The organism is Candidatus Hydrothermales bacterium, from assembly GCA_039630235.1.
Lineage (GTDB): Bacteria > Hydrothermota > Hydrothermia > Hydrothermales > JAJRUZ01 > JBCNVI01.
Window position 1 is genome coordinate 14,872 of the sequence record JBCNVI010000011.1, and the last position, 23,523, is coordinate 38,394.

Sequence of the window (23,523 nt, forward strand, 5' to 3'; positions counted from 1 at the left end):
TTCTTTAATCTCTGGCATATTGAAATTACCTTTATGTTTCAAGTCAAAAAAAGACTCTCAAAGGTGATTTGAAAATACCGTCAAACCTAAAAGTTTAAAAAATTTGAAATTTTTTAATAGAGAAACTAAAATAGTAAAACTTTAGGGAAATGAGAAAGAAAGAATTAAAGATCAAAATTGGTGGAATGCACTGCGCAAGTTGCGCAAAAAACATAGAAAACTCCCTCAAAAACCTAAGGGGAATCCTCAACGTAAACGTAAACCTACTCCAAGAAACAGCTACAGTTACACTCGAGGAAAGACTCATAAAAATAGAAGACATTAAAAAAAATATAGAAGAAATAGGCTATGAATTTTTAGGCACTATAACCGAAGAAGATAACGAACTTGTAAAAAGAAAAAAAACTATAGATGACCTCAAAAAAAGAATAGTTATCGGCTACATAACAGGTTTTGTACTACTTTTACTCATGTACGGAGAACACCTCGGAATTAGAGCAAAAAATCCCGATCTTCTAAAAATAATACAATTTTTAATAACAACTCCCACCCTAATATACGTGGCTGGCCCAATATTTAGTAAATCCATAAAAAGCCTGAAAAATAAAAACCTAAATATGGACGTAATGTACTCCATAGGTATAGGAGCATCATACATATCAAGCGTTCTTACCACCCTAAACTTAGTACTCGAAAACTATAACTTCTACGAAACATCCATATTCCTCGCCACTTTTTTAACTACGGGAAGACTCCTTGAAAACCTAGCTAAAAATAAAACTAACGAAGCGATCAAAAAACTTATTGAACTCAAGCCAAAAGAAGCAACACTTTTAGTAAATGATAGAGAAATTAAAGTCCCAATCAATGAAATTAAGAAAAATGATATAGTAATAACAAAACCTGGAGAAAAAATACCTGTTGACGGAATAGTAATAGAGGGAGAAAGCTACGTAGATGAATCAATGGTAACAGGTGAACCAATACCAAACCTAAAAAAAATAGGAGACGAAGTAATAGGTGGAACTATAAACCTTAATAGCTACCTAAAAATAAAGGCAACTAAAGTTGGAAAAGAATCATTCCTTTCTCAAATTATTAAACTGATCGAAGAGGCACAAAGTTCAAAACCCCCTATAGAAAAACTCGCTGACAGGATAGTTTCAGTTTTTATCCCTACCGTTCTTACTATCTCTATACTAACATTTTTATTTTGGAACTTTATATTTAGAGTTGAAAACATGTCTCCTTTGCTTTTTGCGTTCATCTCAATGATTTCTGTAATGGTTGTAGCCTGCCCCTGTGCCTTTGGACTTGCAACACCTACTGCAATAACAGTAGGCATGGGCAAAGCAGCTGAACTCGGCATTATAATAAAAAATGGCGAAATTTTAGAAATCTTAAGAAAAACAACAACTTTTATTTTTGACAAAACGGGAACACTCACAAAAGGTAAACCCGAAGTAATTGATATATTAACATTTAACATAGATGAAAACGAACTTTTATTTTATACGGCATCTGCCGAAAAAAACTCAGAACACCCTATAGCTAAAGCGATCCTAAATTTTGCCGAAAATAAAAAAATAAAACTGATTGATCCAGAAAAATTTGAAATTTACCCTGGTAAAGGCATAAGAGCAACAATATTAAATAAAGAAGTCATCGTAGGCAATAGAACATACATAAAAGAATCTAAGGTAGAAATAGACAAAAGAATAGAAAAAGAAATAGAGAAATTTGAGGAGGAGGCAAAAACATGTATCATTACTTGTATCAATAGAGAAATAAAGGGTATTATCACTGTGTCTGATTCAGTTAGGGAAAATTCAAAAGAAATCGTTGAGTACTTAAAAAAGAAAAAGAAAGATGTATACATGATTACAGGTGATACGAAAAAATCAGCACAGGCAATAGCAAAAAAGGTGGGAATTGAAAATGTTTTTTATGAGGTTTTACCGCAAGAAAAACAAGAAAAAGTTAAAGAATTAAAGAAAAAAGGTAAAATAGTTGCTTTTATAGGTGATGGAATAAACGACTCCCCTGCCCTTGCCCAAGCAGATATTAGCGTAACTGTTGGATCAGGAACAGATATAGCAATTGAAAACAGCGACATAATACTTTTAAGAAATGACCTTAAAGACATAGCCTTAGCTATAGAACTGTCAAATAAAACTTTTAATAAAATAAAAGAAAATCTCTTCTGGGCATTGATATATAACATCATTTTAATACCTTTAGCTGCTGGCTTTTCTTACATACTCTTTAAAACACCTTTCAGACCAGAATGGTCAGCTATGGCAATGATTCTAAGCTCTCTCTCTGTAATTACTAACTCACTTCTTTTAAAAAGATTTAAACCTAAAGTCTAAATCAAAGTATATCTCCTTTAATTTCTTGAAAACAAAATAACGGAACGCTATAATTTTTCAATAAGGACTAATGAAAACAAAAAATTATTGTTGCGAAAACTGTAACGATAATCTCAAAACCGCGATCCCCGGAAAAAAGGCTAAAACTATAAGGGCACCTCTTGTCATAATCATTTTACTCTTTGTAATATCAGGTATATATTTTTTTAACGATAAACAACATCTAAGTACTCTTATTCTACTTTTATCTTACCTAATCCTGGCTGAACCGATCATAAAAAACGCAATAAATAGTTTAATAAAAAAAGAGCCCTTTAATGAATATACCCTTATGACCATAGCTACTTTTGGTGCGATACTTATAGGTGAAATAACTGAAGCCACTTTAGTAGCCCTCTTTTATAGAATCGGTGAATTACTGCAAAATATCTCAATAAATAAATCTAAGGAAAGAATAAGAGCAATCCTTGAATTAAAACCTAACTTTGCAAATTTAAAAAAAGAAGGCACTATAGTGAGGGTAAAACCTGAAGATGTAAAAAAAGGAGATATAATAGTTGTAAAACCCGGAGAAAAAGTACCTCTCGATGGGATTATAATAAAGGGCGAATCAACAGTTGATACATCACCCTTAACAGGAGAATCTATACCAAGACTTTATAAAAAAGGAGATGAAATATTAGCAGGTGTTATAAACAAAGATGGACTACTCGAAATAAAAGTAACTAAAGAGTTTAAAGAATCAAGTATATCAAGAATACTTGAACTTATAGAGAAAGCAAGAGAAAGAAAGGCAAACCCCGAAAAATTTATTACCAAGTTTTCTAAATACTATACACCCTTTGTTACTCTTTCAGCAATAATTTTTGCATTTGGAGCACCTCTTGTTTCTAATTTGAACTTAAATGAATCTATCTATAGAGCTCTTGTAATTCTTGTTATATCTTGCCCCTGTGCACTTGTAATAAGTGTACCCCTTTCTTACTTTATAGCACTTGGAAGTTGCTCAAAAAACGGTATCTTAGTAAAGGGCTCAAATTACCTTGATACAATAGGCGATATAAAACTTTTTGTATTTGACAAAACCGGTACATTAACAAAGGGAGTATTTAAAGTTAAAGATGTTGTAAACTTAAACGGATTTAGTAAAGAAGAGATTATTAAACTTTCAGCTCTTGCCGAGCATAGCTCTAATCACCCTATCGCAAAAGCAATAATTGATTATTACGGAAAAAAGATAAAAGATGTTGAATATGAAGAGTTCCAGGAAAAATCTGGACTTGGAATAAAGGCAAAAATAAAGGGTAAAAATATACTTATTGGTAGTGATAGATTCTTACACGAAAATAATATAAAACATGAAATATGCCAGGGAGAGGGGACTACCGTCCATGTAGTTATTGATAATGTTCACGCTGGTTATTTTTCTATAACTGATGAGATAAGAAAGGAAGCTGAAGACTTAATAAACAGCTTGAAGAAACTTAAGATAAAAACTGGAATGTTAACTGGTGATAGAAAAGTTTTAGCAGAGACTATCTCAAAAAATTTAAAATTGGACTTTTTTAAGGCAGAACTTTTACCTCAAGAAAAGGCAAGAGAAATTGAGAATCTGAGAAAAAATTATAAGGTCTCATTTGTAGGGGATGGAATAAACGACGCCGCAGCTATAGCAGTTTCTGATGTGGGTATTGCTATGGGAGCTATGGGCCAAGACTTAGCTATAGAAAGCTCAGACATTGTCATTATGGATGATAACCTATCAAAAATTAAAAAACTAATAAATATATCAAAAGAAACTAAAAGAATCGTATTAACAAACATAATCCTTGCAATTTCAATAAAGGCAATATTTGTTTACCTGGGATTTATGGGATTAGCAAAGATGTGGGAGGCTATATTCGCCGATATGGGTGTCTCTATATTAACTACACTCAACTCAATGAGAATCATAAAATCTTAAATTAGATCAATGAGTAATCATCAACACCTCTAATTCCACAATTTGAAAAATTTTAACTAATTTAAATTTGAAATTAATAAAAATTTAAGTTATAATATACTTCGGTTCAATTCCAAAAAAATTAGAGCAAACATGAAAAAATTAATAACTTTAGTTTTTATATTTACATTAGGGTTAAAAGATCGTGAACATCCTGGAGTCATTGAGAAAATAAGGCCTGATGATGTTAGAAAAGCAATTACCGATTACATAAATAAAGACATTAAACTTAAGGGAGGATACTTTTTAATATGGGATAAAGAAATAAAACAAGTTTGGAGATTAAACTTTAAGGAACTCCATAAAGAAGTAAGGGTTTTAAGTGACGGAACTTACTTTATGTGTGCAGATTTTAAAGAAACAGATGGAGAAAAAAACTCTTGATTTAGACTTCTGGCTAAAGGAAGAAAAAAGAAGGCTTGAGGTAACGGACATTAAAATTCATAAAGTAAGTGGTAAAGAAAGATTTAAATACGAAGTGAAAAAATTAAAGAATTAAAATGAACAAGGTCTTTATAAGGGGTAAACCCCTAACTCTTGAAGGAGAGATACCTCAGATAAATCAGAGGGCTCCCTACTTTGTTGCCCTCGATGAGAACTTTTCTTCAAAGACTCTTGATGATTTTAAAGGAAAAATAAAGATAATCTCTTCTGTTCCCTCACTTGATACACCAGTTTGCTCTAACGAAACAAAAAAACTATCTGAACTTATAAAGAAATTTCCAGAAAAAGATTATGTTTTTATCACCATCAGCATGGATCTACCCTTTGCACAAAAGAGATGGTGTGGACTTAGTGAAGTAAATAACGTAATTACACTCTCAGATTTTAAAGAAAAAAGCTTTGGCCAAAACTATGGAGTCCTTATAAAAGAAAATGGCCTACTTGCAAGATGTGTCTTTATCATTGATAAAGATAACATAATAAAATACATACAACTTGTCAATGAAATAACTAATGAACCAGACTACGATGACATAGAAAAAAATTTAAGAGAAGTTAAATAAATTTAATTAATTATTATGATTTTGCTTTTTTTATTGATTAACCTTGATACATTAAAATTTGAACTTAAATATAAAGTTCATCTATGGGATATTCCAAAAGAGTCAGAACTGAAGCTCTGGATTCCCTTGCCCCTTGAAAATCAAGACCAAAAAATACTTAAGGGATAAATAAAAACTCCAGTAAAGTACAAGAGAACAAAAGAAAAAAATTTGGAAACAGAATATTATTTATCAAAAGCAAAAACAGGAGTGAAATAGATATAGAATTAAACTTTTTAGTTCTTAGATACGAATCAAAAGGAATAAAATGGGACGTTAAAGATTTATCAATTTTTCTTCAATCCGATAAACTTGTTCCAATTAACGATAGTGTAACTAAAATAGCTAAAAAAATTGTTAAAGATATTGAAACTGAAGATAACTTAACAAAGGCAAGAAAACTATACGACTTTATTATTGAATATATGACTTATAGTAAAGAAGGTGAAAAATGGGGAAGGGGTGATTTTTGGTATACCTGTGACTATAGAAAGGGAAACTGTACAGATTATCATTCTTTCTTTATAGGTCTTTCAAGAAGCTTAAAAATACCATCCTTCTTTGAAATTGGACTATCTATTCCAGAGGGGAAAGAAGGCAAAATATATGGATACCATTGTTGGGCCTATTTTTACAGTGAACCTCTTTGGATACCAGTAGATATATCAGAGGCAGATAAAAAAGCCAGCTTAAGAGATTATTACTTTGGAAAACTTGATCCAAGAAGGATAGCCTTTACAAGGGGCAGAGATATAATTTTTGAACCTCCACAAAAGGGAGAACCCTTAAACTATTTTATTTTCCCCTACGCTGAATTAGACGGAAAGGAATTTAAAAACATAAAATTTGAAATCAACTATAAAATACTTAATTAAAATCTAAAAAACTTTATAAAATTTTACATAGCTTAATCTTTCATCATGAGGATTTACCTTTTCAACTTCTTCCCAAAGCACTAAAGCATCTTCTGTTTTACCCTGATGGAAAAGCTTAATCGAGAAACTCATCAGCTCCTCATACAATTTGTTATCAATCTTTATTAAATCAAGAAGTCTTTCTTTCATTTTCTCTACCTCTTCAAGTGGAAAAATTTTTAAAGATTTACTAACTAATAAAAGTGCCTCAATGTATCTTTTATTTTTTTCCATAGATAAAGCCTCTTCATAAAAGGTCTTTGTCTTTTCCTTAAGCTTACCCTCTATTCTTGTTTTCATTACAATTAACTCCGAAGAGAAAACCCCTTCTGATTCAATTTCGGTAATTGCAGAGTATGCTTTCTCATAAAACTCACTTCTAAAATAAAAATCAAGAGCCCTCTCATTAGACTTAATTTTTCTTTCCCTCTTTTCCTCACATATCTTTATAGCTTTTAAAATCATCTCATTTTCAGGAAGTTTCCTAAGCTCACTAATTGCATCCCTATATCTTTTTTCCTTATAAAACTCAAAAGCTTTTATAAGTATATCCTTTTCCTCTTCCCTCACTCTAAATTTCTCTATAATCATCATCTCTAATTCACTTAACTTCTTACCCAAAATCTCAGGTCTATTTAATAACTCAAAGTTACTTTTAACTAAGGAGTAAGCATCAAGATAATTTTCCATTTCTAAATTCTTTTTTAAATCACTTAAAACTAAATCAATTTTTGAGTTTGTCAAAATTTCCTTTACTTTGCTAAAAAGCTCAAAGGAGTTTCTAAAATTCCTATCTACATAAACAACCTCCATAAACAACTTATAAGATTTAGCAAAATTTTTATTTTCATACTCTTTTAGTGCAACCTCATAAAGGGAATCCAGATTAAAAGGATATTCAGGCTTAATTTCCTTTACAACTGGCAAAGTTGGTTTTGGTTCCAGCGGAACCCTCTTTCTTTCAGGCAACTTAAACCTTAAAGGCTTAAAACTTACTCCCAAACTTAATCTCTGAACATTTCCAAAGTCTCCATAAGGTTCAGAGGTATAATCTAAACTAAAGGGTGTATACTTAATACCCAATCCAAACTTAAATCCAGCAAAACCTTGAGCTTCTCTATACCCGGTAATATAACCTGATCTTATAAAAAGTATATTTTTTAAAAGATACTCAAATCCTAAACGAAATTCAGTATCTTCCTTTAAAATCCTAAAAATTTCAATACCACATTTAAAATCCCTATAATGAAAACCTACACCAACCCTTAAAGATGTTGGAAGTTCATAACTTTCAGATTTTAATTTTAACTTTCCACCAATATTTGATAAAACACCACCTAACTCAAAAAAAGGAACCTCTGGCCTATAAGCAAACCCTAAATCAAAAGCAAAAGAACTTGAACTAAAAGTATCTATCCTTTCATAAACATTCTTAAGAGTAAAACCAACACTTAAATTCCTATAGAGAAAACTGGAAACAGAAAAATTTGTATTTAAAAAGGACAAACCAAAGGTTGTAAAGCTTTCTGAAGGACCAGCTCTTCTCTCTAACCTGTCCGCAAAAAAACCATAAAAGTTAAAACCTAAAAATACCTTTCCAAAAGGATTAGAAATACTAAAAGACTCCATCCTCATATCCAAAAGATAATTTGTATGAGAAACTACAAAACTACCCATTTCTTGAAAAGAAAGTAAAGATGGATTAAAGTATGTAGCGTTTGCATCTCTCACAAAAACAGAACCAATAGAACCAAAGGCAACCTCTCTTGCCCCAACACCTAATGTTAAAAACTTAGCACCCACTGATAAAAATAAAAAACTAACCATAAACGCCATAACCTTACCTCACTATTGCAAATTTTTTTATAACCATTTTTCTTTCATTTGTATCAATAGCCTCTGCTACTAATCTAAACATATACAGTCCCGGCGCTAAACCTCTTAAATCAATTACTAGTGAATTAGAAGTAAGTGTATGTGGTTCAATACCACCCTTAAATATTCCACTAGATTCAGCTACTTTTTTTCCTCTTATATCAAAGATCTCTACAGTCACTTTTGCATTTTGATTTATATAGAAATGAAAGTTACCATAGTCCTTGACAGGGTTCGGCCATACATAAACAGTATTCTCAGGTAAAAATTCACCCTTTGCCTTTATCATAACCGTATCTTCGAGCCTCTTAAGAGTGCCGTACTCTTTATAATAAGCAATCACCCTCGCTATGCCAACATCAGCACCAGAGGTAGATATCTTACCCTTATAATGATTTCTATCTAAACTGTAAAGTTCTATCCTTTCTTTTAAACTTCCCTTAAAAGTTATGAGACTGCAAATGGGCGGCTCTCTAAATGGTATATTTGAAGTTATCTCAACTAACAGGCTATCTCCAATAAAAATAACATCGGGATAGGGCTTAAAATTAACGACCATAGGGACTCCAAAAATAACTTTAGAGAGCTCACTTTGTCCCTTTTTTCTATCACCTGGATGATAAGTGTCAAAGTCATTATCATGGGCAAAGACACGATACACAACTTCACCTGAAGCTAAACCAGGGATCATTTCAACTGAAATAAAGGTATCACCGCGTATTCTTTGAAGCTGTATTTCGTAATAAGAATTATCAACTTCACCATCATAATCCCATAAAAGATAAACTCCCTGCCCTTTTGATCCGGTCTCATCATCATAAACTCCTGATAAATCGTTTATTACACCTTTTACATAAAAACTTGTTCCAGGATTTATATATCCTTGAGTAAAAGATTTAAAAGACGGAGGTATAGAATCATCGTCAGGAGATACAGTAAACTTTATAGTATCATACTCACCATAAATGTTATTTATATCTTTAGCATGAACATAAATGAAATGAGTTTCTCCGCTTTTAAAATTAAATGTGGAAAGATCTATCTTTTTAGTTAACTCCTCTATGCTTTCGTCAAAACTTCCATCTATAGGTAAAAGGGGAATTCCAGTGCCACTTGGTCCTATGTTATCAATAAACATCTCAGCGTAGGAGATTATTGAATTACCCCTTCCTGTATCTGAAACAATAACATTTATATCAAGATAGTTATAAGGTTCTGGAGATATTGGATTTATAGAAGAAATTGAAACAGGTCCCTGAGTATCTGGCCTTAACATTGTTATAAAAAAGAACTCACGTTGACCCTGTAATAAATTACCAGCTAAATCTTTAATATTTTGGGAAATCCTTACAAAAACAGTCTCCTGAGAAGAAAAATTTAGATGTGGGTCAAGAGTAACAGTATAAGTTAAGGAGTCATAAAATAGAGCAAAACTATGGCTTCCACTAGTTTTACCAATAACCTGAAAGTTAGTATCAATTACTGTTGATCTATTTAACTTTTCAGAAAATCTTATTAAAATGTTTGTATTAGGCGGAACATCCACAGAGCCATGCGGTGGACTAATAGAAATAATTGTAGGTGATGTTAAATCAAAAATTATTGAGTCTTCAGGTAAAAAAGTTATCTGCTCAAAGTTAGAGGCTGAATCTTTTGATATAGCTTCAAAATAATATTTTTTTCCATCTGAACCAACGAATATTGTTGATAATGAAATTGTATCACTAACTAATATATTCCAGTTACCTCCTTGAACCTTATAATAAACATCATAACCTTTTAAACCAGATCCTCCTTGATCCTGTGCTTCAGTCCAAGTAATAATGGCTGTATCATTAGTAGAGTAAAGAGGTATCTGCACCTTCGAACCCGAAGGAGAGGTTCTATCATGTCTCAACAGCACCGAATCAGTACTACGATAGTCGAGGTTATAAAGCCCGTTCATAAGCCAAAGATGAAGTTTTACTCCACCTTCTACCTTTGTATAAACTGTATCTGGAGGTATACCTCTTAATGAGCCTGTAGTATCAAAATTATGCTGAGGTCTTGAACCTAACTTATAGAAAGCCCTTATTATTCCGGTTGGATCATGTGGATTATCCCAGGTTAAAACAAAAACAGTATCTTTTGTCCAAGGTGAGGGATTTGAACCGTTTGCGAGTAGATTACTTGGAGGCAGTGGTATCAAAGTCCCTACAAAAACAGAGTCTTCTGCAACTCCACTTATAACCTCTCTGTTTCCAGCACTGTCTACAGATATTACTTCAAAGTAGTATACAGTGTCATAATAAAAAGCATTAAATAAAACAAAAGTGTCAACTAAACTATCAGCGTATAAAGTCCAATTGGAATGCTTATATTTATAATAAACCTCATAAAATTTTATACCAGATAAATTATCATGAGCTCTTGTCCAGGACAAGGTAAAAGTAGGCTGGTTAATATAAAACTGAGGGATAGAACACCTTGCGTTAAAAGGTTTTGTTGTGTCATATCTCAGAAATACAGAAGAATAATTTGTATACTGGACATTGTTAGTAGAATCTCCTAACCATAAATATAGACCGGTAACTCCTTCCAAACTAACTTTTACAGTGTCTGGACTTTTATGGAAAGTTCCGGTTGTATCAAAATTATGTTGGGGTGGAAAGCCCAATTTATAATATCTATCTTTTATCCCTGATCTATCAAAAGGTTCAACCCATGTAATAGAAAAAAAGTTGATATTTGTCCAGTAAGAGGGGTTAGATCCATTTGCAAGTAAATTTGTTGGAGCTTGCGGAGCTTTGACATCATAAAAAACAGAATCCTCTGGGAGACCTACTAAATTTTCAACGTTCCCCGCACTATCAACTGCTACAACTTCAAAATAATACAAAGTATCTGTCAAAGTAAAATTAAAATCAGTGAAAGTATCTTTTATATTAGATCTGTATAAGGACCAGTTGGATCCTTTAACTTTATAGTATAAACTGTAAGATTTTATTCCTGAGAGATTATCTAAGCCCTTAGTCCAATGGATAAGGAAAGTAGATTGATTAGTTGTTTTCACATCTATTTTTACTTTTGAATTAGTTGGACTTGTAGCATCAAATCTCAGATTAACAAATCCCCTCCTATTATAATCCACGTTGGACGCTGAATCTTCAAACCATAAGTATAGAGGCACTATACCCTGGTTTGAAATAGTTATTGTATCAGGGCTTTTATGAAAGGTTCCAGTTGTGTCGTAATTTGAAACAGGTGGAGAAAAGAGCTTATAAAGTCTTCTTTTTATATCAGATGTATCTTCAGGTTCTGACCATGAGATAACAAAATTTGGAGTATTTGTCCAAGGTGAAGGAGATGCGCCATTTGCCAAAAGATTTTGTGGAGGAGACGGGGCAGTTAAGTCAAAAATTAGAGTATCTTCTGCAACAAAAGTTCGCGTTTCTTCATTTCCGGCACTATCAATAGCAGTAACTTCAAAGAAATATTTATGTCCGTCAATCCCGTAAAGTACCTCTTCTGTATCTGGATGATTAGAGAGCCAAATAACCCACGGTCCGTTTCCATCCCTATAGTAAACGTTGTAACCTTTTATCCCTGATGGAGGGTTACCTCTATCTTCTCCCTTTGTCCAGGTAATGATAAAACTTGAAGTGTTAACAAATTTTTTAGATATTTTAACCTTAGAATTTACAGGTAAAGATTTGTCGTGTCTTAGATAGACTGAATCATAGTTTTTATAATTTAAATTTCCAGAATAATCCTGCAACCACAAATAAAGAGGTATAATCCCCTCATTTACTACCACAACAGTGTCTGGAGCATTTGGTCGTAGTGTGCCTGTTGTATCAAAATTAGATTGAGGGAAGTTATAAATTTTATACAAGGCCCTTCTAATACCAGTCTCATCGGTTGGATTAATCCAATGAAGGATAAAAACTCCCTCTTTACTCCAAGGTGAAGGTCTTCCGCCATTAGCTGTAAGATTTCTTGGGGCAGCTGGTGGAGTTGTATCCTTTAACTCTGCAACTTTAAGATCTCCATTTGTAGAATCAAAGTAGCTAATTATAGGGGTTCTGAAAATCGTTAAGGCAATTGAAGGAGTTATTCCAACATTACCGGTTGTATCTAAATTAATAACATTCCAAGTATTAAAATTTGGATAATCTGAAGAAGAGGCTAACTTAAGATTTCCTTGATCTCCATTATAATAAGCTATCCATATTCTGTTATTAATTTTATCATATTCAATAGAAGTTCCTCTTCCAAGAATAGAATTATTCGCAGGTAAATCTATATACCTTAATACCCACGTAGTTCCAGATCTAAAACTTAAAACTAAACCTTCAGAACCTCCGCCACCGTATTTTCTATGAGAAATAAAGGGCGTATTATTTAAACCAAGAGCAAGCGAGGTATAACTTCCATACTGATTACTAATTACCGATTGAATATTCCAATTTCCATAGGTACCGTAAGCATATTTAAGAGAATTATTTGTCCGGTCATTATAACTGATATGAATTATCCCAGACAGATCACCAGAAATCGAGGTAAATCTTCCAACATCTGCTGAGTTATCTACTGTTTCAATAATCCAGTTTGTTGTAACTTTGTAAGCATATTTAAGCGCAGTATTAGTAGCATCAAAGTAACTTATATGGGGGATACCATTTTGATCAACAAAGATGGATGTGTATTGACCTACCGCAGTTCCTGCGCCATCTACAGTTTCTATAACCCAGTTTGTACCATTGAAGTGTGCATATTTTAAATTAGTATTTGTAACATCATAATAAGCTATATGAGGTAGATTGTTTGGACCGATAGCAATTGATGTCCATTTACCCACATTAGGGTTACCTGAGCCTATTCCATCAACAGTTTCAAATTTCCAAATATTTCCATCATATAAGGCGTACTTAAGATTTCCATTTGTAGAATCATAGTAGGAAATATGAATTCTATTTAGTTCATCCACGGCAATTGATGAATACTTACCAACTACTCCTTGAACATCAACGGGATAAACCTGCCATACAAAACTATGAAGTAAACCTACTAAAATGGCACTCATTAAAAATAAATAATTTTTTCTCATTCTATTTTCCTTTACTTCATTATAAATTAAACTGTAAAAATAGTCAATTGTTTGAAAATAAGTTAATAATTAGTCAATAATTTAACATTAAAGGTTCAATTCCGGAAAATTAATATATAAATATGACACTTGGACAAATACTTGAAGAAATAGTATTGAGAGTTGAGGGAGCAGTTTATGCCTCTTGTGTAGGAAATGATGGTATTGCTCTTTCACAACATATAAAAGAAGTTCAATTTGATCCTGCAGTTATTGATGCAGAAATTGCAAACATTATCGGGGTAACTCTGAGAGCTTCCGAAAGTATAGATGGTGGAAAATTAAACGAGATACTCTTTATGACTCAAAAATACACTGTTCTTGTTAGACCTGTAAATAGCGACGTATATTTTGTTCTTGTTCTCTCAGGGACGATACAAAACCTTGGATTAGCAAGAATCGAGGCAAAAAAAATTATTCCAAAAATTAAAGAAATTTTATCTTAAAAGTAATTTTTAAAGGTAAAGTGTACTTTAGCAATCTCTATTTTTTCTTTATAGGGTAAGGCAAAAGAAATTTTTACTTCAGTATTTAAGGTATATAACAAAAAACCTAATCCAAATGACCTTTTTATGATAATACGATCAGAAATTAATTTAATTGTCGAATAGTCGTAAAAAATAAAAGGGAAAAAATTTTGAAATTTGATATAATTCTCCAAAACAAAGGTTACAAAAGAATTTGCTACAAACTCCTCATCTTTAAAACCTCGCGGATACTTAGAACCTCCAAGGAAAAAGTACTCTGAAAAAATAGTATCCCTTAAATCTATAAGTCCCCTTAAAATTTCAAAAGAAACATAAAAATTTTTTATAAAATTTCTCATAATAAAAAAGTCAAAGGTAGCCTTATGAGACGTCTTTTTTCCCCTCAAAATCATACCTTTTATAGAAAAGTAAAAAAGATTTGAAGGATAAAAGCCTTTTTTTCCAATAAAAATTTCTGAACCACTTGAGTTAATAAATTTCGAAGACCTCAAAAACGGTATTTCTTCAAAATAACTGTATATAAAAGAAAAAACTCCTTTATCAAAATAGTAACCGATTTTAAAACCAATATTTTCCTTTATATAGAGCGATTCTCTCTGAAAGATGCTATAAAAGGGAGAAAAGGATATATCAAACTTACCAATAAAGGGCTCACTGTATTTAACTTCTAAATTCGTCCTACCCTGTGCAAACCTTTCCCAATTTAATAAAAATTGCCTTAAATCTCCAAAAATATTATTTATATTAAGTTCTATTTTACCAGTAAACTTTTTTATCTTATTATCATAAAGAGTAAAAAACTCGAAACTATTTGAGGGTTTTTCTATAACATCAAGATAAAGGTAATTAAAACTTCCACTTTTCCTTAACTCGAATCCCTTAATTTTAATAAAACCAAACCTTTCGATTTTTTCCTTACTTTTCTCGAAGTCCTCTATCTTAAAGGGTTTAGCTTTAAAGTTAAAAAATCTTTCAAAAATCTTCTTTTTTGTTTTAATATTTTTACTAATTAAAATATCATCAACAATAAAAAATTTAAGTTCATATACTTTTATAACTGCCTTTAAACCATTTTCTTTTTCTTCGAAGCCCAAGAATTTAATTCGTGCATTAGGATACCCCTCCTTTAAAAAAAATAAAGAAAGTTCTTGTGTAAGCCTATCAAGGTTAGTTTTAGAAGCCTCTTTATTTTTAAATTTTTCTAAGATTAAAACTATCTTTTTCTCAAGCTCTGGAGTTAATCCTTTTACCTCTATTTCTGTTATAGGTAAGGAAAATATTAAATAAATAAGAAGGGTTTCCAATTTTCATCAGGAATTTCTTCTTCTGAAAAGAGAATATGAAAGTAGTTTGGTTTTTTCGGTTTTCTAATAAGTTTCATTCCAGCCTCTTTTGGTGTTCTATTAGCTTTTTTCATGTTACACTCTTTACAACAAGTAACAAGATTTTCCCATGTATCTTTACCACCTCTTTCCCTTGGAATTACATGATCAATTGTCATATCCTTTGATCTTTTTCCACAGTACTGACAGGTATATTTGTCTCTTTTTATTATATTTTTCTTAGTAATTGGCACATTATTTGGTCTGTAATTTATATATCTTTTAATCCTTATTACTGATGGAGCATTCATTTCAAGATAGCAAGATCTTATTTTTTTCCCATTTCTTTCTACAACACTTTCAGCTTTGTTTAAAATTAATAGAATAATAGCTCTTTTGACAGAGCACAAAGATATTGGCTCATAATTTTGATTAAGGACAAGAACTTTTTCGCTTAAAATTTTTTCTTTTTTAGTCCGTGATGACAGGAAGGCGCTTTACCTCCACTTTGTAATTTATTGGCTTTATAATTCTACTTCCGAACCACTTAAAAGTGTCTGAAAAGAAAGTCTTAATTACTACATGTTCCCTTTCAAATTGGACAGAGACATCTTTAGGAGAGAAGTAGAACCCAAATTCATCTAGTTTCTTGATTACAGAGTCTCTTACTTCTTCTAAACTCCTCTGTGTTCTTGAAAATTTAGCTATTCGGTTCAATTCTTCTTTAAGGGATAGGTATTTCATATATGAAAGAAAAGGCTTATACCCAATATAGATAATTAAGCCAAGCAAACCAACTAAAACTATAATAGACCCAAGTATACCGCCTTTTTTCATTCTTCACCGATTCCAAGTTTTATTCTTTTTGCTCTTTCCCATCTTTTAGCTGAATAATCAATCATTTTTATTGAGTAATCTCTATATGGTGTATCTCCTAGGGAATAAATTTTTGAATACCACCCTTTTGCCTTCTCCCACATACTAAGGGCGTTATCCCAATTCTTTTCTTCTTCGCTAATTAAAGCAAGTCCCTTATAACATTCGGCTAAAACATAATAAATTGCAGATAGAATTTCCTCAGATTTTGGGTTTAATTCTAAAGCCTTTTTACTCTCATTTAAAGACTTGTTATACTCTTTTAAATCCAAGTATAAGAAGGCTCTTCTGACAAAGACACCTACACTTTTTGGATTCAATCTTTCAGCTTGTTCATAGTCAGAGAGAGCCTTTTTTGTTTCGTTTATTGAGGCGTAAGCTGATCCTCGCATAAGATAATAAATATACTCGTTAGGATTATTTTTTATTAGTTCATTTGCAATCTCTATAGCCTTTTTGGGGTCACCCATCTGAATGTACACTTTAAAGGCACTTTCCATAACTGTTTCATCATGAGACATTTTTTCAATTGCTCTATTTGCGTAAGGAATTGCTTCATCAAATCTTTTTTCTTCAACTAAAAAATTTAGATATCTCTTAAGAGCTTCAGGATTATCGGGACTTAAGGTGAGTGCCTTTTTATAGTAGTAATCAGAACTATCCTTATTTAATTTTTCAAAAAAGCGAGCAATCACGATTAAAACGTTTATATCAGTCTTATCAAGTTCATAACTTTTTTTATAAAAACTTATTGCTTTTTCGTAGTCTCTTAAAAAGAATCCATGAAGAAATCCTAAGCCTTGGTATCCCCTTTTATCGTTTGGAGCAAGTTTTACTAATTCACTAAAATTTTCTCTTGCTTTTTTTGTATCGTTAATAGAAATGTATGCATTTCCGAGAGCTACATAAACATCTAAAAGATTAGGATTAAGAGTTTTAGCCTCGTTAAGTAAAGAGATTGCTTCGTTATATCTCTGCTGATTTATATAAACACTTGCTCTTATGAATAGGTGTTTTGCCTTTTCTTTATCTTCTTCCTTAATAGTTTTATCTTCTCTTTTTTTATCTGCTATGGAACAAAAGATAATAGGTAACAATAAAATAAGTTTCATATAAGTTTTCATATTAAAAAGTGGAGCCGGTGGGATTCGAACCCACGACCTGCAGACTGCCAGCCTGCCGCTCTCCCAGCTGAGCTACGGCCCCAAAATTAAAAACACTTGACAAATAACCATCTTTTAACATATAATTTAAATATGTAATTTTTAAAAAGTTTAATCCTTACCAAAATTCTTACCAAAATTAAAGAAAATTTTTGTAAATTAAGCATTTTAAATTTTAAATTCTTACCAAATTTCTTACCAAAATTATTAAGGAAGGAGAGGAGGTCCCACTCCTTCCCTTCCCTTTTAAAAGGAGGTAAGTTATCTCTTGGAGGACTGAATTTGAATTGCATAATGATATTGTAAAGTATAAAGGATATGAATTTCAAATTTCTTGTGATAAAAAATATCTTATTACAAGAGGAGGACTAAGAAAATATAAAATACCTCAACCTTATCTTTTGGGAAGAAATAAAAAATGGAGAATTGATGTTCAATTTGGAATTGATAGAGAAACTGGAAAAAGAATAAGAAAATCTTTCTTTTTTGACTCTCAACAAGAAGCTTTTGAATATGGAATATATTGCGTTTTGAAAAGAGAAATTGACCCAAGAATTGAACTTGGAAAACAAGCTGAAAAAATTATGCAAGAAGCAAAAGAAATATTAAAATACCATAAAGAACCTAAAATTGAAAAGAAAATCCCTGTAAGAAAAAAGGATGGAGAAGTAAAATTAAAAAACATGGAAGAAAGTGGTCAATTGTAGTATGGGAAGAAGAAAAAACAAAAAGATATTCATTTAATACATATGAAGAAGCGGAAAGATTTCTTTGGGAAAGAGAAAAGGAAAAATTAAAAGAAAAAAAAGAAGAATTAACACTTGAAGAAGGACTTAAACTTTTTTCTGAATATTTTTATAATAGAAAACAAGATTTGAAAAAATTAAGACATTTTCTATACTTCTTTAATCCATTCTTTGCTAAATGGGGAAATATCACATGGAAAGAAATTGATGAAATTAAAATTGAGAATTACATAACTGAAAGACTAAAAGATATAAACCCTAAAACTTTAAAGAATATAACTGAAAAAAGCATTAAAAATGAACTTAAATATTTAAGAGCAGTATGGAATTTCCTTTTAAGAAATGGATATCTAACAGGAATTAATTATGCAGATAAAATATTAAAAGAAAGACAATTTGAAGAAAAGAAAAGAGAAAGAGCACTTTCTTATCAAGAAAATGTTAGATTTCTAAAGGGAATAATAGAAATAGACGAAGCTGAAAAGAAAGGAATCTTATTGATTGGATATTTTACAGGAGCAAGACTTGAAGAAATCTTAAAACTTAGAAAAGAACATATAAGAATTGTTCAAATTGATGATATAAAAGAAGGATTAATCCATTTTACTCCTGATATTACTAAAACTGGAAAAAGTAGAAAAATTGATATACCTTACCAATTGGCTCTGTTTTTACTTTCTATCTCAACTTCAAACCTGCTTTTCCCTTCATACCAAACTGAATATAAAAAAAGAAAGTTTTCTGAATGGTTCCATCATGAATTTTTAAAGAAATGTAATATTGAAAATTTTGTATTTCATGATTTGAGACATAATTGGGCTACAATCGCTGAAGATATGGGAACTTCTTTAAGGATTATAAAGGAATTAGGAGGATGGGAAAGCTTTGAAAGCGTTGATAGATATATCAACCCACTTAAAGAAAAGAAAAATAATCCGATGAAAAATTTTGTTAATAATATTATTCTTGAATTAAAAGAAAAAAAATTAAAAGAATTGGAGGAAAATAATGAAATGTGACCTTTGTCTAAAGGAAAAGTGGGGAGAAGATATTGAAATAATCACAAGGAAAACTTTCGAAATTGAATATATCGGATATATATGCAAAAGATGTAAACAAAATTTTTATGATTATCCTAATAGAATAATCAAAGATTATTCTGGGAAATATTGGTATATCTCAGATGAAAGAAAATTTGGAAATAAGGCAAAACTTACTTTCTCACGCTCTATTAAACAAACATTTATGGAATTTAATCCAGAAGGAAGAACTTTTATTTTAAAAACAGGAGAAAAAGTTGCTTACTATTGGATAATTGAAAAAGGAATTGCTAAATTTAGAAGTACACATGCTTTGGAAGGATTTAAAAAACCTATAGAGGTTTATAAAGCAAGAAGAAAATGAAAAAATTGAAGATTTTTTAGAAAAATTATTTTAAAAAAGATGAACTTTAAAGACAACTTGAATTATTTTAAAATATGAAAAAAGATATTCAAAGATATTCTGGATTTTTGGATATTTTTAATAGACCTATTCCTAAATATTTTACAAAAGAAGAAGTTAGAAAAATTATTGAAAATGCACCGGGAAGAAATCAAAAGAAAATTTTTAGAAATAAACTTATAATGGAAATGCTTTGGCAAACAGGAGCAAGAGTCTCTGAACTTTTAAAAATTAGACCTTGTGATATTGATTATTACGCTAAAACTATTAAAATAATTACTTTGAAAAGAAAAAAATTTACAGTTAGAATTGTCCCTGTAAAATCAGAACTTTTAGGAATGATTGCTCAATATATTGTAAATGCTAAAATACAAAATGAAGAACCTCTTTTTAAAATTAAAGCAAGACAAATTGAAAGAATCGTTAAAGAAGCTTGTAAAAAAGCTGGAATTGATAATAATAGAGCTCATCCCCATACTTTTAGACATTCTTTTGGAGTCTTCCATACTTTAAATAGAGTCCCACCAGCTGTTTTAAAGGAATGGATGGGACACGCTAAAATTGAAAATACTTTAATTTATCTTAAAATTTTATCAATTGATACAAGAAATTATGTTGAAAATTGCGAATATTAGTCTTTTAAAAAATTTATTTTTATGTTTTTTCTTATAATTTTACAGGATCTTTTAATGTCGCAAAAGAGACCAAAAGGCGACATTTTAACCCCAAAAAATACCCATTTTTAACCAATTTTTGTGCAATTTTATCCTGTTTTATGTCGCATTATGGTTATTTTGCGACATTTTGAAAAAGGACGCTTAAATTTCAATTCTGAGGCATCCTAAAAGATAGGAGGTATATTTTACTACCCCCCTCTATATTGACCCTGTCTTTAAACTCTTTCTGGTTGAAAATATTCCAACAAATTATTTCTTCTTTAATCTCTTGTTTTAACTTCTCTTTATCATACCCATTAAAATTTTTCTTTATCCTTTTTATTGTCGCCCTTGAAACACCAAAAGCATAAGATAAAACGTCATAGGGGACATTATAAACTTCATTTAAATAAAAAATGGCTTTCTTTGTTTGAAAGGATTTAATCTTCATTATAATCTTTCTAAAATTTCTTTAAGATAAGAAATTAAAAGCTTCACATTCTTTACATCTTTTTCAAATCCTTCTATGGTTAAATCATTTTCATAAAAATTTTGATGTAATCTTTCTGCACTTCCATGCAAAGTCCAAAGATTTAATTCTGGATATTTTTCATCTAATTTAAGAATAATTTCTCTTCTCGCTCTATGTCCTTTATGTTCCCATTTCGTTCTCTCACCTATCATTTTTATAAGTTCTGATATTGCCCCATAATATTTTTCACCTGCTTGTGGTAAATCACCTTTTTCATGAAGTTCTTCAGCCTCTTTTAAATATTTTTCAAAAAGTTCCATATATATATTATAAGGTTTTTTTCTTCAAAATCAGCTGGATTCTTTTCTATATCTTTAAATCCTATTATTGCTTTTATCCCTTTTCCCCAATCCAAAACTCTAAATCTATCAAATTCTTCTGCCGGGAGCTGAGGGAACCTATAATAATTTTTTGTCCTTTCATAAGTCCTATATTGATAATCATGGTCAATAAGCCATCTTCTTGCTTCTTTTAAACTCCATAGGGTTCTATCAAAAAGGATTGATTGAACCTGTGAGGGGTTTTCTTGTGCCCAAGCAAGCCCTAAACATTTTGCAAGTTTTAAAGCTTTTTCTGCAATTTTTTCATCTCCATATTGTCTTGCCCTTCTATATGCTGATAAAAGACCATAAGGAGAAAATTCTCCTTTTTTTGTTAAAATTGGATATTTTAAATTTTCAGGGTCTAAAAAGGCATATTTTCCATATTTTTTTAAAAATCTTTTTCTTCCTCTTTTTGTTTTAGGAAGTTGAACTCTTGACCAAAGTTCAAGATTTATCGGCAAAGTTTTTAAATATTTACAATATTCTTTTATTTCATTTTTAGGATTTTCAGTAGTTTCAACCATTTTATCGCCTCCTGTATCTGTTTTATTATCTCTATTTTCTTTATCAAATTTTCTATCAGGATTAAATTTGAGGAATTTATAAGAATAGAGTTCATAAACTCCTTCTCTAAGCTTTCTATATCCCCATCTTTCAGGTTCTCCTTCTTGTATAAGATATATATCCCATTCAGGATGGGATTTGTAAACTTTAATTTCGGACTCTGATATGTAAGAATTTCTAATCCTTGCCCTTTTTCCTTTTCTAATGATATAACCCCAAATAATTTTTTGTCTTTCTTCCATATTTCAAGCTTTCTTATTATCATGTAATTGATTCATAAACATTTTTAAGTTTTTGAGAATATAAAGGATCTGTTGCATATTTTTTTTCATATTTTATAAGTGCTTCAAAATATTTTTTGTAATTTTTTCTATTTTTCCAAGCCTCTGGATAAACATTTTGAATTAAATTGATATAATCTTCAATTGCTTCTTCAATAGAATTATATTTTTTGAATTCATCAATTTTCTTTTTTTCTTTTCCATCTTCATATTCAGTTGTCCATATAAAAATTGTATCTTTCCCCGCTTCTTTCCATTTAGAAGTTGCTTTTATTCCAAAAAAATTTAAATCTATTACTTTTTTTCCCCAACCTGTTTCATGCGCTGCATGAGTTAAAATTATCTTTGGGTCCATATCATATTTTGAAGCTATTTTAACAGCATAAGGCATAAACTTTTTGATAAACTCATCTTTTGAAGAAGCAAATTGAAAAGGTTTAATTATTTCTGGCTCTTTTAAAGATTTTTTTTCTGGTCCTATGATTAAAAATAAAATTAATATTAACATAAAAATTAATAACCATATCATCTTTTAAAGAGATTTATTATTATCTCAACAATTTTTATCATACCAGCAAAGGAGATAATACTGCTTAAAGCCTGCCGCTCTCCCAGCTGAGCTACGGCCCCACCTTATTTGATATTCTATAATACACTTGATATAAATTTCAAATCTCCACTCTGGAGGATAAAACGAAAAAACGAAGGTAAAAAATCAATAAGTAAAGGTAGAGATCTTGTATAGTGTAATGGATCTTGGTGTTCAGGATTTGGTTAAACAAATGTTTTTAGAGCTACTCTTTCTGAAAAATGAAAATTACATTATAATTTAAATATGGAAATAGCGCTTTCAATTATAGGTTTTGGGGTGACATTTTTAGCATTTGCTGTTACATATCTTCATGGAGAAATGGAAAAATTACAAGAGAAAATACTATAAGAATAGTTGAAGAAATGAAAAAGGGTTTTGAAAAAATGGAAAAAGGGTTTGAAAGAATGGATAAGGGATCTGAAAGAATGCACGAGGATTTAAAACTTATTGCTCTTTTAGTTTTAGCAGAAACAAAGGAAGAAAAAAGGAGCTTGTAAAAAAGATCTTAAAAGAAGAATAAAATTTTGTTGGTAAAAGATCTAATCTTCAATTTCAATACCTAATCTATAAAAGAATTCTTTTGTTGCTTCAAAATCTAAATCTATCATATTTTTGCTTCTTATTAAACCTCTATAATAACCTGCAACGTAAACTTCATTATAAAGATTTTCAAATAAATCTTTTAGTTTTGCATCTTTAAAAAGTAAATACCTATCTATGTAGCCCCCGTATCTCTCTTCACTTTCTGGTAGGCCTTCTTTTGTTATATTTCCAGTGCTTAAGAATGCATAATCAAGAGCTTTCAAAATTGAAATCCATAAGAGTCTAAAGGCTATCCGAACATATCTTAAATCTTCATAAAGATTTGTTTCCTTATCAAGAGGAGATTTTTTTAATGTTTCTCTCGCATTTTGATAATATCTTATGACCTCTTTTTTATTTCCTCGAGTTCTTCTAAATTGTTCATGTAAATATCATACTTCTTTTTAAAATTTTCTCGCAAATCTTTAAATCTAATGTTACCTTCATGTTCTTGCACAAGTCAAGTGGTCTAAATTTATCAAACTCCTGCGATAGAAGCTGTGGAAACCTGGGATATTTTTTATTCCTTACTAAAATTGTATATTTCAAATTTTCGGAATCTTTAGAGCTAAGTCTTTACCGTCCCTTTTAACTCAGAGACGCGGCGCTGCTCTAATA

At 30.7% G+C, this 23,523-nt stretch carries 24 protein-coding genes and 1 tRNA gene; 13 read left to right on the forward strand and 12 right to left on the reverse strand.

The features are described from left to right. Positions 1-149: 149 nt before the first annotated feature. From ABDH49_08475 to ABDH49_08505, 7 genes are all read left to right on the forward strand, one after another. Complete coding sequence (locus ABDH49_08475) at positions 150-2,372, forward strand: heavy metal translocating P-type ATPase (protein MEN3046989.1); 2,223 nt, start codon at positions 150-152, stop codon at positions 2,370-2,372. A 70-nt stretch (positions 2,373-2,442) separates the two neighbouring features. Further along, on the forward strand, positions 2,443-4,335 hold the full coding sequence (locus ABDH49_08480) for a heavy metal translocating P-type ATPase (GenBank protein ID MEN3046990.1): 1,893 nt from the start codon (positions 2,443-2,445) through the stop codon (positions 4,333-4,335). 132 nt (positions 4,336-4,467) lie between these two features. After that, on the forward strand, positions 4,468-4,758 hold the full coding sequence (locus tag ABDH49_08485; protein ID MEN3046991.1) for a hypothetical protein: 291 nt from the start codon (positions 4,468-4,470) through the stop codon (positions 4,756-4,758). Beyond that, positions 4,739-4,873, forward strand: a complete 135-nt coding sequence (locus ABDH49_08490; protein ID MEN3046992.1) for a hypothetical protein — start codon at positions 4,739-4,741, stop codon at positions 4,871-4,873. Before ABDH49_08485 ends, ABDH49_08490 begins: the two co-directional genes overlap by 20 nt. A 1-nt stretch (position 4,874) precedes the next feature. Then, positions 4,875-5,381 (forward strand): thiol peroxidase, encoded by a 507-nt coding sequence (tpx, locus tag ABDH49_08495; GenBank protein MEN3046993.1) that lies wholly within the window; start codon positions 4,875-4,877, stop codon positions 5,379-5,381. Between the two features lie 15 nt (positions 5,382-5,396). After that, on the forward strand, positions 5,397-5,549 hold the full coding sequence (locus ABDH49_08500; protein MEN3046994.1) for a hypothetical protein: 153 nt from the start codon (positions 5,397-5,399) through the stop codon (positions 5,547-5,549). Positions 5,550-5,773: 224 nt separating this feature from the next. Then, entirely contained in the window at positions 5,774-6,295 is a 522-nt protein-coding gene (locus ABDH49_08505) for a transglutaminase-like domain-containing protein (GenBank protein ID MEN3046995.1), read from the forward strand. A 3-nt stretch (positions 6,296-6,298) separates the two neighbouring features. On the opposite strand, the gene ABDH49_08510 is transcribed toward ABDH49_08505, so the two are convergent. Together ABDH49_08510 and ABDH49_08515 are read right to left on the reverse strand one after the other, a co-directional pair. Then, positions 6,299-8,161 (reverse strand): PorV/PorQ family protein, encoded by a 1,863-nt coding sequence (locus tag ABDH49_08510; protein ID MEN3046996.1) that lies wholly within the window; start codon positions 8,159-8,161, stop codon positions 6,299-6,301. A gap of 13 nt (positions 8,162-8,174) precedes the next feature. Next, positions 8,175-13,298 carry an Ig-like domain-containing protein gene (locus ABDH49_08515; protein MEN3046997.1) on the reverse strand — a complete coding sequence of 1,708 codons (5,124 nt, stop codon included), beginning with the start codon at positions 13,296-13,298 and terminating at the stop codon, positions 8,175-8,177. 122 nt (positions 13,299-13,420) lie between these two features. Between ABDH49_08515 and ABDH49_08520 the strand changes: the two genes are divergently transcribed. Next, the gene (locus ABDH49_08520; GenBank protein MEN3046998.1) at positions 13,421-13,783 is read left to right on the forward strand and encodes a roadblock/LC7 domain-containing protein; all 363 of its coding nucleotides are present in this window, start codon (positions 13,421-13,423) and stop codon (positions 13,781-13,783) included. Here the strand turns inward: ABDH49_08520 and ABDH49_08525 are convergent. The 5 genes from ABDH49_08525 to ABDH49_08545 all read right to left on the reverse strand — a co-directional run bounded on the left by ABDH49_08525 (position 13,780) and on the right by ABDH49_08545 (position 17,229). After that, on the reverse strand, positions 13,780-15,129 hold the full coding sequence (locus ABDH49_08525) for a hypothetical protein (GenBank protein ID MEN3046999.1): 1,350 nt from the start codon (positions 15,127-15,129) through the stop codon (positions 13,780-13,782). The genes ABDH49_08520 and ABDH49_08525 overlap by 4 nt on opposite strands. After that, on the reverse strand, positions 15,105-15,557 hold the full coding sequence (locus ABDH49_08530; GenBank protein ID MEN3047000.1) for an HNH endonuclease: 453 nt from the start codon (positions 15,555-15,557) through the stop codon (positions 15,105-15,107). The genes ABDH49_08525 and ABDH49_08530 overlap by 25 nt, the downstream gene beginning before the upstream one ends. 61 nt (positions 15,558-15,618) lie before the next feature. After that, positions 15,619-15,984, reverse strand: coding sequence for a hypothetical protein (locus ABDH49_08535; protein MEN3047001.1), 366 nt, complete (start codon positions 15,982-15,984; stop codon positions 15,619-15,621). Continuing rightward, the gene (locus ABDH49_08540; protein ID MEN3047002.1) at positions 15,981-17,135 is read right to left on the reverse strand and encodes a tetratricopeptide repeat protein; all 1,155 of its coding nucleotides are present in this window, start codon (positions 17,133-17,135) and stop codon (positions 15,981-15,983) included. The genes ABDH49_08535 and ABDH49_08540 overlap by 4 nt, the downstream gene beginning before the upstream one ends. 21 nt (positions 17,136-17,156) lie before the next feature. Beyond that, positions 17,157-17,229: transfer RNA gene (locus ABDH49_08545), tRNA-Ala, on the reverse strand. A 244-nt stretch (positions 17,230-17,473) separates the two neighbouring features. Between ABDH49_08545 and ABDH49_08550 the strand changes: the two genes are divergently transcribed. The 4 genes from ABDH49_08550 to ABDH49_08565 all read left to right on the forward strand — a co-directional run bounded on the left by ABDH49_08550 (position 17,474) and on the right by ABDH49_08565 (position 20,010). Next, entirely contained in the window at positions 17,474-17,893 is a 420-nt protein-coding gene (locus ABDH49_08550) for a hypothetical protein (GenBank protein ID MEN3047003.1), read from the forward strand. 167 nt (positions 17,894-18,060) lie between these two features. Further along, positions 18,061-18,951, forward strand: a complete 891-nt coding sequence (locus tag ABDH49_08555; GenBank protein ID MEN3047004.1) for a tyrosine-type recombinase/integrase — start codon at positions 18,061-18,063, stop codon at positions 18,949-18,951. Next, positions 18,941-19,336 carry a hypothetical protein gene (locus ABDH49_08560; protein MEN3047005.1) on the forward strand — a complete coding sequence of 132 codons (396 nt, stop codon included), beginning with the start codon at positions 18,941-18,943 and terminating at the stop codon, positions 19,334-19,336. Before ABDH49_08555 ends, ABDH49_08560 begins: the two co-directional genes overlap by 11 nt. A 74-nt stretch (positions 19,337-19,410) precedes the next feature. Further along, a complete protein-coding gene (locus tag ABDH49_08565; GenBank protein MEN3047006.1) occupies positions 19,411-20,010 on the forward strand; it encodes a tyrosine-type recombinase/integrase in 600 nt (199 codons plus the stop codon). Between the two features lie 190 nt (positions 20,011-20,200). On the opposite strand, the gene ABDH49_08570 is transcribed toward ABDH49_08565, so the two are convergent. The 4 genes from ABDH49_08570 to ABDH49_08585 are packed head-to-tail and all read right to left on the reverse strand — an operon-like array spanning position 20,201 to position 22,260. Then, positions 20,201-20,482, reverse strand: coding sequence for a hypothetical protein (locus tag ABDH49_08570; GenBank protein MEN3047007.1), 282 nt, complete (start codon positions 20,480-20,482; stop codon positions 20,201-20,203). After that, positions 20,482-20,823 (reverse strand): PaREP1 family protein, encoded by a 342-nt coding sequence (locus ABDH49_08575; GenBank protein MEN3047008.1) that lies wholly within the window; start codon positions 20,821-20,823, stop codon positions 20,482-20,484. The genes ABDH49_08570 and ABDH49_08575 overlap by 1 nt, the downstream gene beginning before the upstream one ends. Beyond that, positions 20,799-21,692, reverse strand: coding sequence for a hypothetical protein (locus tag ABDH49_08580; GenBank protein ID MEN3047009.1), 894 nt, complete (start codon positions 21,690-21,692; stop codon positions 20,799-20,801). Before ABDH49_08580 ends, ABDH49_08575 begins: the two co-directional genes overlap by 25 nt. Before the next feature lie 19 nt (positions 21,693-21,711). Further along, entirely contained in the window at positions 21,712-22,260 is a 549-nt protein-coding gene (locus tag ABDH49_08585) for a glucosaminidase domain-containing protein (GenBank protein ID MEN3047010.1), read from the reverse strand. Between the two features lie 425 nt (positions 22,261-22,685). On the opposite strand from ABDH49_08585, the gene ABDH49_08590 reads away from it, so the two are divergent. After that, positions 22,686-22,820: a hypothetical protein gene (locus ABDH49_08590; GenBank protein ID MEN3047011.1), complete on the forward strand. Its 135-nt coding sequence runs from the start codon at positions 22,686-22,688 to the stop codon at positions 22,818-22,820. 42 nt (positions 22,821-22,862) lie between these two features. Here the strand turns inward: ABDH49_08590 and ABDH49_08595 are convergent, their stop codons facing one another. Then, the gene (locus ABDH49_08595; protein MEN3047012.1) at positions 22,863-23,249 is read right to left on the reverse strand and encodes a DUF5618 family protein; all 387 of its coding nucleotides are present in this window, start codon (positions 23,247-23,249) and stop codon (positions 22,863-22,865) included. Between the last annotated feature and the right edge of the window lie 274 nt (positions 23,250-23,523).

Coding starts and splice junctions, on each gene's coding strand:
- ABDH49_08475 (MEN3046989.1), top strand. CDS start 150: ATGAGAAAGAAAGAATTAAAGATCAAAATTGGTGGAATGCACTGCGCA.
- ABDH49_08480 (MEN3046990.1), top strand. CDS start 2,443: ATGAAAACAAAAAATTATTGTTGCGAAAACTGTAACGATAATCTCAAA.
- ABDH49_08485 (MEN3046991.1), top strand. CDS start 4,468: ATGAAAAAATTAATAACTTTAGTTTTTATATTTACATTAGGGTTAAAA.
- ABDH49_08490 (MEN3046992.1), top strand. CDS start 4,739: ATGGAGAAAAAAACTCTTGATTTAGACTTCTGGCTAAAGGAAGAAAAA.
- tpx (MEN3046993.1), top strand. CDS start 4,875: ATGAACAAGGTCTTTATAAGGGGTAAACCCCTAACTCTTGAAGGAGAG.
- ABDH49_08500 (MEN3046994.1), top strand. CDS start 5,397: ATGATTTTGCTTTTTTTATTGATTAACCTTGATACATTAAAATTTGAA.
- ABDH49_08510 (MEN3046996.1), bottom strand. CDS start 8,161: ATGGTTAGTTTTTTATTTTTATCAGTGGGTGCTAAGTTTTTAACATTA.
- ABDH49_08515 (MEN3046997.1), bottom strand. CDS start 13,298: ATGAGAAAAAATTATTTATTTTTAATGAGTGCCATTTTAGTAGGTTTA.
- ABDH49_08520 (MEN3046998.1), top strand. CDS start 13,421: ATGACACTTGGACAAATACTTGAAGAAATAGTATTGAGAGTTGAGGGA.
- ABDH49_08535 (MEN3047001.1), bottom strand. CDS start 15,984: ATGAAAAAAGGCGGTATACTTGGGTCTATTATAGTTTTAGTTGGTTTG.
- ABDH49_08540 (MEN3047002.1), bottom strand. CDS start 17,135: ATGAAACTTATTTTATTGTTACCTATTATCTTTTGTTCCATAGCAGAT.
- ABDH49_08560 (MEN3047005.1), top strand. CDS start 18,941: ATGAAATGTGACCTTTGTCTAAAGGAAAAGTGGGGAGAAGATATTGAA.
- ABDH49_08565 (MEN3047006.1), top strand. CDS start 19,411: ATGAAAAAAGATATTCAAAGATATTCTGGATTTTTGGATATTTTTAAT.
- ABDH49_08570 (MEN3047007.1), bottom strand. CDS start 20,482: ATGAAGATTAAATCCTTTCAAACAAAGAAAGCCATTTTTTATTTAAAT.
- ABDH49_08575 (MEN3047008.1), bottom strand. CDS start 20,823: ATGGAACTTTTTGAAAAATATTTAAAAGAGGCTGAAGAACTTCATGAA.
- ABDH49_08580 (MEN3047009.1), bottom strand. CDS start 21,692: ATGGAAGAAAGACAAAAAATTATTTGGGGTTATATCATTAGAAAAGGA.
- ABDH49_08585 (MEN3047010.1), bottom strand. CDS start 22,260: ATGATATGGTTATTAATTTTTATGTTAATATTAATTTTATTTTTAATC.
- ABDH49_08590 (MEN3047011.1), top strand. CDS start 22,686: ATGAAAAAGGGTTTTGAAAAAATGGAAAAAGGGTTTGAAAGAATGGAT.